General features: G+C 30.8%; 9 protein-coding genes. All 9 read left to right on the top strand.

What is annotated here, in order from left to right:
* Positions 1-1,030, top strand: a 1,030-nt coding sequence (locus ABY905_RS11790; protein WP_372644072.1) for an ATP-grasp domain-containing protein, incomplete at its 5' end; no start/stop codon positions are given.
* Positions 1,031-1,569: 539 nt separating this feature from the next.
* Positions 1,570-1,794 (top strand): hypothetical protein, encoded by a 225-nt coding sequence (locus ABY905_RS11785; protein ID WP_372644069.1) that lies wholly within the window; start codon positions 1,570-1,572, stop codon positions 1,792-1,794.
* A gap of 161 nt (positions 1,795-1,955) precedes the next feature.
* Complete coding sequence (locus ABY905_RS11780) at positions 1,956-2,435, top strand: WbqC family protein (RefSeq protein ID WP_372644067.1); 480 nt, start codon at positions 1,956-1,958, stop codon at positions 2,433-2,435.
* A 4-nt stretch (positions 2,436-2,439) separates the two neighbouring features.
* On the top strand, positions 2,440-2,643 hold the full coding sequence (locus ABY905_RS11775; RefSeq protein WP_372644074.1) for a WbqC family protein: 204 nt from the start codon (positions 2,440-2,442) through the stop codon (positions 2,641-2,643).
* Between the two features lie 67 nt (positions 2,644-2,710).
* Positions 2,711-3,700, top strand: coding sequence for a glycosyltransferase (locus tag ABY905_RS11770; RefSeq protein ID WP_372644064.1), 990 nt, complete (start codon positions 2,711-2,713; stop codon positions 3,698-3,700).
* A gap of 71 nt (positions 3,701-3,771) precedes the next feature.
* Positions 3,772-4,995 carry a hypothetical protein gene (locus ABY905_RS11765; RefSeq protein WP_372644061.1) on the top strand — a complete coding sequence of 408 codons (1,224 nt, stop codon included), beginning with the start codon at positions 3,772-3,774 and terminating at the stop codon, positions 4,993-4,995.
* Positions 4,992-6,095 (top strand): glycosyltransferase, encoded by a 1,104-nt coding sequence (locus ABY905_RS11760; protein ID WP_372644058.1) that lies wholly within the window; start codon positions 4,992-4,994, stop codon positions 6,093-6,095. The genes ABY905_RS11765 and ABY905_RS11760 overlap by 4 nt, the downstream gene beginning before the upstream one ends.
* A 10-nt stretch (positions 6,096-6,105) precedes the next feature.
* Positions 6,106-7,221, top strand: coding sequence for a glycosyltransferase family 4 protein (locus tag ABY905_RS11755; RefSeq protein ID WP_372644055.1), 1,116 nt, complete (start codon positions 6,106-6,108; stop codon positions 7,219-7,221).
* A partial coding sequence (locus ABY905_RS11750; RefSeq protein WP_372644052.1) for a hypothetical protein occupies positions 7,211-7,516 on the top strand: 306 nt, incomplete at its 3' end. The genes ABY905_RS11755 and ABY905_RS11750, both read left to right, overlap by 11 nt.

The raw sequence follows: 7,516 nt of genomic DNA, 5'->3' as shown, positions 1-7,516 counted from the left end.
TTTGGCAAAAGAGCTGAAGATTGATGGTATTTTAGCATATGCATCTGACCCTGCTGCACCAACAGCTGCTTATGTTTCTGAGAAGTTAAATCTACCTGGTAATACTTACATGAGTGTTAGGATACTTACTGAAAAAGATTTGTTTAGAGTGTTCTTGAGAGATAATGATTTTAATGTGCCACTAGCAAAGGGTTATACTAACTATGAAACATTATTAGAAGATATTGATAGGTTTACTTTTCCAATAATGCTTAAGCCCGTCGATTCTTCTGGAAGTAAGGGCGTAACAAAAGTAGAAGGAATTGTTGTATTAAAAGATGCTTACGAGAATGCATTAGCACATTCTCGTTCTAACAAAATAATTGTTGAAGAATTTATAAATAAAAAAGGTGCACAAATTGGTGGTGATGGTTTTGTTGTTGATGGAAAACTGAAGTTTCTCTGTTTGGGTGATCAATTTAATAATTTAAACTGTAATCCATTTGTTCCTACTGGAATGACTTTTCCTTCTTCTTTATGTTCTTCTAGTCAAGAGGAAATACATGAAGAAATACAACGACTACTATCCTTGTTAGATTTTAGGCAAGGTGCAATAAATATTGAAGTAATGCTTGATAGTAATGATAATATTTATTTAATGGAAATTGGTCCCAGGAATGGAGGTAATTGTATACCAGAGATTATTCGGTATACAACTTGTTTTGACTCTATAAAGTCAAGTGTTGAGATTGCATTAGGAAATGAAATAATAAGTAATATTAATGACCAATCAAATTTTTTCTACTCATATTATGTTATTCATAGTCGAAGAGATGGGAAATTAAAAAATATTGAAATATCAATATCTTTAAGTGAAAATATTCTAGAAAAGCATGTATTTAAAGCTGTGGGTGATGAAGTGAATGTTTTTAATGGTTCAAATGCCACCTTAGGTATTATATTACTTAGGTTTTCATCCGCTGAAGAAATGAAAGATAAAATATCTAATATGAGTAAATATGTAAAAGTTGATGTAACATGTGTGAAATAGGAGGTTTTTTTTGAATTGGAATTGAATCATTTGCAGGAATATCACTCAGATGCCATACGGTTAAATACAGGTCGTAATTGTTTGGAATATATTTTGAAAGCAAATGATTTTTAGAAGATATTTATCCCCGATTTTATTTGCGAAGTTATTCTAGAGCCAATAAAAAAGTGCCATATTGAATATGAATTTTAACCCATTTTTTACTTATAACGACCTAACTAATAAAGATGTATTCTTGTATGTTAATTACTTTGGTCTAATGCAAAACACAGTTATTCATTTATCGAGCTATGTTGATGATTCGATAATATTCAAGCTTTTTTCGCTGAGCCTCTTTCTGGAGTTCATACGTTTTATTCACCTCGCAAGTTTTTTGGTATAGCTGATGGCGCGTATTTACACCAATAAGATATTGAATAGAGAATTTCGGCAAGATGAATCATATGAGCGTATGTCTCATTTATTTAAGCGGATAGATGTAGGAGCAAACGGTGCATATTCCCTTTTTAAAGAAAGCGCGAGAACAGAATTTCACTTTTTTGCATGAAAAATTAGGAGCGTTTAATAAATTAAGAGTAAATGCTGAGTATGTAAATAGTCCAATGATTTATCCTTTTATGATTAAAGATGAAACTAAAAGAACAAAGTTGGTTGATAGTAAGGTATTTGTAGCTCAATACTGGCCTAATGTATTAGATTGGTCTATTGAAGATGATGTTGAATATGATATGTTGAATTTTATAATGCAATCATTTGTTAATTAGAGGTGTGGAGAGTGTGATGAGAGAAGTGTTATAGCTAGAATGAAATTATGAAAAGTTTTTAAGAGTACAGGAGTTATTTCATTATTTTATATTGAATACGACCTGCTTTTATCCAACAGGTAAAATTATTGAAAATAGAACTCTTTCATAAAATATCGTTGATGAAAATAGCAATAATGCAACCTTATTTCTTCCCTTATCTAGGGTATATTCAATTAGTTAATAAGTTTGTCTTTTGTGATGATGTAAATTTCATAAAAAATTGTTGGATTGCAAGAAATAGAATAATCTCCCGAAAGAATTCGTCCCAGTATTTCGGAATAGAACTAGTTAGGTCAAGTCAAAACAAACTCATTAATGAAATTAGGATATGTAATTGTGCAATTAAGAAGCTGAAAACGATAAAACATATTTACTCTAAAGCACCTTTTTTTAATGATGTTTATCCCCTGTTAGAAGAATGTTTGATAAATCCAGTTCCAACTATAGCAGAAATGGCAGCAAACTCGGTTGTTATGGTTGCAGATTATTTAGGTATTGAAACGGAATTTGAATTTAGTTCGAAGATGTATGCCAATTCTAAGAGTCTTAGTAGAAGTGAAAGGATAATTTCTATTTGCAGACAAGAAAAATGCCTCTAGATATATTAATGCTATTGGAGGAGTAAAATTATATTCTAAAGATTATTTTAAAGAATTTGGTATAGATCTGAAATTTATTAAATCAAAGGAGGTAACCTATAATCAGTTTGATAACGATTTTATTAGTAATCTTTCAATAATTGATGTGTTGATGTTTAATTCTGTGGAGAGGATAAAGAAATTATTAAACTCTTTTGAATTAAAATAGATGAATTAATATATGGGATTATCTCGATAGGAAAAAGAAATTTAAATAAATATAAAATTGTAATCTGATGTCCAAACCCCTTGTAAGTATAAACTGTATCACATATAATCATGGAAATTATATTGCTCAAGCATTAGAAGGTTTCTTAATTCAGAAAACAACGTTTCCTATAGAAATTGTTATTTGCGATGATGCTTCAACAGATAATACGGCAAGCATTATACAAGAATATGTTGATAAATATCCAGATTTGATTATTCCCTTATTACAAAGTAAAAATCAATATTCTCAAGGTTTAAAGCCGGATTTCGATATTGTTATGCCAAGGTGTCAAGGTAAATATGTGGCTCATTGCGAAGGTGATGATTATTGGATTGATCCATATAAGTTACAAAAACAAGTTGATTTTATGGAGGCCAATCCTGAGTATTCATTTATTTTTAATGATTGCGAAATTCTAGATCAAAGTTCTGGTTCTAGACGTTTGCGTGTTGGCGATCGTGTGATAGATGAAGTTGTTGATTTGGAGTCAGTTATTGTTCAAAACAATGTTCCTACGGCATCTGTTTTGCACAGAAATATTTTGAACTCTAATTCAATTCCAGAATGGTTTTTTAAAACAAAGAAAGGAGATTATTGTCTTGTTATTCTTTTGGCTGAGTACGGTTTAGGAAAGTATTTGTCAGATGTTATGTCAGTATACAGAGTTCATGAAGGTGGTGTTTGGTCTGGTAATGATTTTGAATATCGAAACAAAGAAGATATTAAGTTTTTTAATTTACTGTATGAGAATTTCTCTGATCACAAAGTGAGAATTGCTATAAAAAAAAGGTTGAATCATTGCAAATTAGATAGAGCATTCATTAAGATTAGAAAAGGAGAATTGATAAGTGGTTTTTACATGTATTTACGATATATAAATTTGATCAGTGATAAAAAGATACAAAATGAATTAAAAAAGATTCTTGGTGCATTCAAATCAGGTTTGTTATGTCTCGTTCGTAAGCTATTTTCTAATTGCCATACAGATTTAAAGGTTAATAAACCAGTTGTTTAGTGATATGTTATTTGTATGTTTAATACTTTTTTCGCAGTGAGTAATTTCGAAATAGTATCAATTTATAAAAGATGAATAAGATTTCTGTAATTGGCCCATCCAAGTATATTGGACGGCATTTTAAAACTATTGAAAATCAATTAGGAGCGTCTTTTTTTTATTTTGAGAAATATCAACCCAATAAAATAATTGAAGAAAATCCGGATTTGGTAATTGTTCCTGATGAGCATTGGTGTGAACTAGGAAATATTGTAGCGACTTGTAAGAAGCATGGTATTCTTACTTTGCAATTGATGGATGGTATTTTAGAGTGGAGAAGAACTTGGGACTATGAGTCAAATGGCCATCGTGTTGATGGTGTTTTGAATCCAATAAACCAACCTGCTTTTGCAAATAAAATAGCTTGCTTAGGATATAAAGATTATAGGATATTAGAAAGTTGGGGGAATCGAGGTAAATGTGAGATTGTTGGTATGCCACGTCTTAAATATATTGAAAATATTAGGCATGATTTTTCACATTTAAAAGTGAAAAAGGGTAAGATTTTAGTTTGTACTGCAAAAACTCCAGCTTTTACAAAAGAACAAGAAATAATAACGATTGAGTCATTAAAGAATTTGAGAGATTTCTTTAGAGAAAGAAATGATATTGAAATAATATGGAGATTATCAGGTGATCTTTCTAAAAAGTTGAATATCCAAAATACCTTAACTGATCTTAATGGCCACGAAATTCACGAAATTATCCAAGAGGTTGATGCTGTTATTACGACACCATCTACGACATTATTAGAAGCAATGGTGTTAAAATCACCAGTAGCTCTGCTCGATTATCATAATACACCTCATTATTTTGAATCAGCATGGGTAATATCTTCCCAAAATCATATTTCAAATGTAGTCGAAGAATTAATTAATCCTCCAATAGTTAAATTGGATTATCAGGAATTCTTACTGAATGAGCAGTTGTTTCAACATGAAGATGCAACTGGTAGGCTAATAAAGCTTATTGAAGGAATGATTCAAAATAAGAATAATCGAAAGAATTTACCTGACTCAATTTTGGACAATTCTTATGCACCCATGCTTCAAATTAAATCAGATATTGGAACATATTACTCTGAACTATCATGGTTAGAAAAAATGGACAAAAGGCAGCTTGAATTACAATTGTCTGCAGCCCATGGTACAATAGAAATATTAGAGGACAAGCTAATAAATATTGAAAGACGATTTAACTCTATTCCTTTCTACACATTTTTGAAAAAAATTAAAAATAGAATTCCATTTTTATGAAGATTCTTATAGTTCATACTAGAAATGACATTATTAGTGGAGCTGAATATGCAATTACTGATATGTTAAAAACACTTCCTAATGATATTAAATTTGAAATGATGACTCCTGGTTATGGGGCATTATCTAATTATCTAGAGGAGAAGGGTTTTAAGGTACATGTAAAGAAATATAGTGGACCACGAAGAAAATATCCAGGTCTTTATCAACTTAGCTCATTGTTCTTAATGAAATGGCTAAAAAAGCAACAGTTTGATATCATTTTATGTAACACTTTTGCTGCCAGTTTCCGAGTTTCGTTAGCTGCAAAATGGGCAGGAATTAAAGTTGCTATTTACACGCGCGAATATTTTTCAAAAAAGAAACAGGTTAACTTAAACCAAGTTAAGCGTGCATATTCAATAATTGCTGTTTCTGAGGATGTTAAAGATTATTATGAAGATATGCATCCTAATGTTAGTGTTTGTCATGATACGATTGATATTGATTCGATAAATAAACGGTTGAATAATCACCAGAATTCTCTTTTAAAAAAATCACGCTTTAATATTGGCTTTTTAGGTCGGCTGACTGGTTATAAACAACCCGATTTATTCATTCGTGCAATCCCTCACATCATTAAAGAAATTCCAGAGGCTCATTTTCATATTGTGGGGAAAGCGGTTCCCAAAGAATATAATTTTGAAGCTAGTTTAAAGCAGTTGGCTAAAGAATTAGAAGTCGATTCTTATGTTACGTTTTGGGGCTATCGTAAGGATTCAATAGAGATACTCAAGGATTTAGATATCTTTTGTTTAACATCTGATAGAGAACCTTTTCCGCGAACTATTCTTGAATCTATGCTTGCAGGGACTCCGGTTATTTGTTCAAATACAGGAGGATGTAAAGAAATGGTGCAAAATGATATCACAGGGCTTCATTTTGATGTTTGCAATAATTATAACTATTTAAGTCTTGCAAGACAGATTGTTAGGCTGTTTAACGATCGGAAACTTAATAAAGAAATTGTGACCAACAGTTTTAATTTTATTGAAGAAACATTTGGTTCTAAAAATCAAATAAAGCATTTTTTTGACACTCTAAAATTGATTTCAAAATAATAATATTATAATGAAAGTAGCAATTATTTACGACCTAACAGCTGCAGGTGGTGTTCAAACTTGTGTCTTGTCACTTATCAAAGGTTTAAACAAGAAGGGAATAAAGCCCACTATCTTTTGGGATGATGCTCCTAATAGTGAATTGTTGAATGAAGCAGGTGTAGTTGCTGATTATTCTAAACTTCGATTGCCTATTGCCTCCTCATTTATTAAATCAATTCCTGTTTTGTTTAGGTATTTATTGTGGCCGTTTAATATGATTAAAATTAGTAGGATACCTAATCATTATGATTATGTATATACGTTTACATCAAATGTTTTAGTAGATCAGGATCGTCCTCATTTATTTTATTTGTCAGGTCCACCTTTGCTACCGCAGCTAGAATCTAAAACCGTACGGTTTAAGATGATTAAATTATTTTACAAGTGTATTATTCGTCCTTTCTATCCAGCTTATGAACCTCAGGCAAATGCCAATTATGTTATTAATTCAAGATTTACAGCTAAATTATTTGAAGAGGCGCATAATAGGAAGCTAGAGGTTATATACCCATCAAATCAATTGAAAATTGAAAATCTTCAGGAAGACGATTTCAATTTAAGAGAGAATATTACTTTTTTTAGTCGTATCGTGGAGTATAAGCGACCTGAATTTTTGATGAGACTTGCAAAGCAGTACCCTAATCTGAAATTTGTTATAATGGGTGGCGTTTCGAAAATTAGAATTGATTACCTAGAAAGCTTAAAAAAGATAGCTGGTGAACAAAAATTATCCAACCTATCTTTTTATCCAAATGTTTCCCTTAATGAGATAGATCATATTTTAAAAAAGACATTATTTTATATATTTCCTGCCATAAATGAACATTTTGGGATTACGACTGTCGAAGGAGTATTGAAAGGTTGTATTCCTTTTGTTCATAACTCAGGTGGACAAAAAGAGATTGTTCCCTTTGATTCAATGAGATTTAATGATGAAGATTTTTTACGAAAATTTGAAGATTTATTGAGTTTAAATAATGATGATCTGATTCGTCTGCGTAATGAATTACACAAGCATATATTACTTTTTTCTGAAGATTCATATATAGATAGGATGGTAAATATTTGTACGTATGAAAAGTAGATTACAGTCAAGGGGATTCAGTTCTTTCATCTATTTTTATTTACTAACAGTGGGAGCTATAGTTGGTTTTATTCTGAGGGATCAAATTGAGCTAGCTGGTTATGTGCTAACAATAACTCTTGGTATCATATTTATATATAGCATATTTCAACGAGATGCTGCTCCTTTTTTTACGATTGTGATTCTTATCTATGCTCCATTTTTAGCCTTTTTAAGGCAATACGTAATTTCTTATAATGGAGTATCAATCATTCTATTAGCCGCTTTAATATTATGGTTTATAAATAATAGACAA

Origin of the sequence: Ancylomarina sp. (genome assembly GCF_041555295.1) — a bacterium.
In the GTDB taxonomy this organism is placed as follows: Bacteria; Bacteroidota; Bacteroidia; order Bacteroidales; family Marinifilaceae; genus Ancylomarina.
The sequence above is the reverse complement of the archived record's forward strand: the minus strand, read 5'-3'. Positions and strand labels throughout refer to the sequence as shown.